Annotated in this window: 1 protein-coding gene; it reads right to left on the reverse strand. The window is 36.4% G+C overall.

Features of this window, described 5'->3' with window-relative positions:
• Positions 1-136 precede the first annotated feature (136 nt).
• Positions 137-558: hypothetical protein (locus CXF67_RS17960; RefSeq protein WP_102086928.1), on the reverse strand; the 422-nt coding region annotated here is incomplete at its 5' end.

Raw genomic sequence — 558 nt, forward strand, 5'->3', positions numbered from 1 at the left:
ATCTCCACCAATGACCTTGCTCAGAGCTTTATTAAAGTTTAAACTTGAGTTGTAGAGGAATACATCGAAATAGGTAGAGATCTCTACTATAAGCTTCTCAGAAGAGCATATTAAACAATGAAATTATTATTTATAGTCAGCTTTCAAATCTATATATAAAGATTCCTAATTCCATATCAAAATAAGCTAACTGTCCTAGATGATTTTGATTCATATTTTTAATATGATGGTATCGCTTTAGCTTTGATTCAAGCCGTCTTAGATCTGCCTTGGTCGCTGGCTTATTATCCTCTTTAGTCAGTAGGTTTTTTACTAAATCTGCTGTTATGGTCCCTAAAGCAGCGTTACCAATTCCGGCAGCGCTAATTTTCTCTACTTCCATAGCCTTTGAATCCTGAACGGGTTGACCTAGGGCTTGAGATTGTCTTGCTTTGCGTCCTTTAGATGCTTGGTGATGTCTAACCCTGCAGGATGAACTACAGAACTTTTGTACTTTCCTTCGTTTAGGAATGAATTCCTTTTGACAATAATTACAGGTGTAATGATGACTTTCCATTG

The sequence above is a fragment of the Psychroflexus sp. MES1-P1E genome (assembly GCF_002836055.1).
GTDB lineage: Bacteria > Bacteroidota > Bacteroidia > Flavobacteriales > Flavobacteriaceae > Psychroflexus.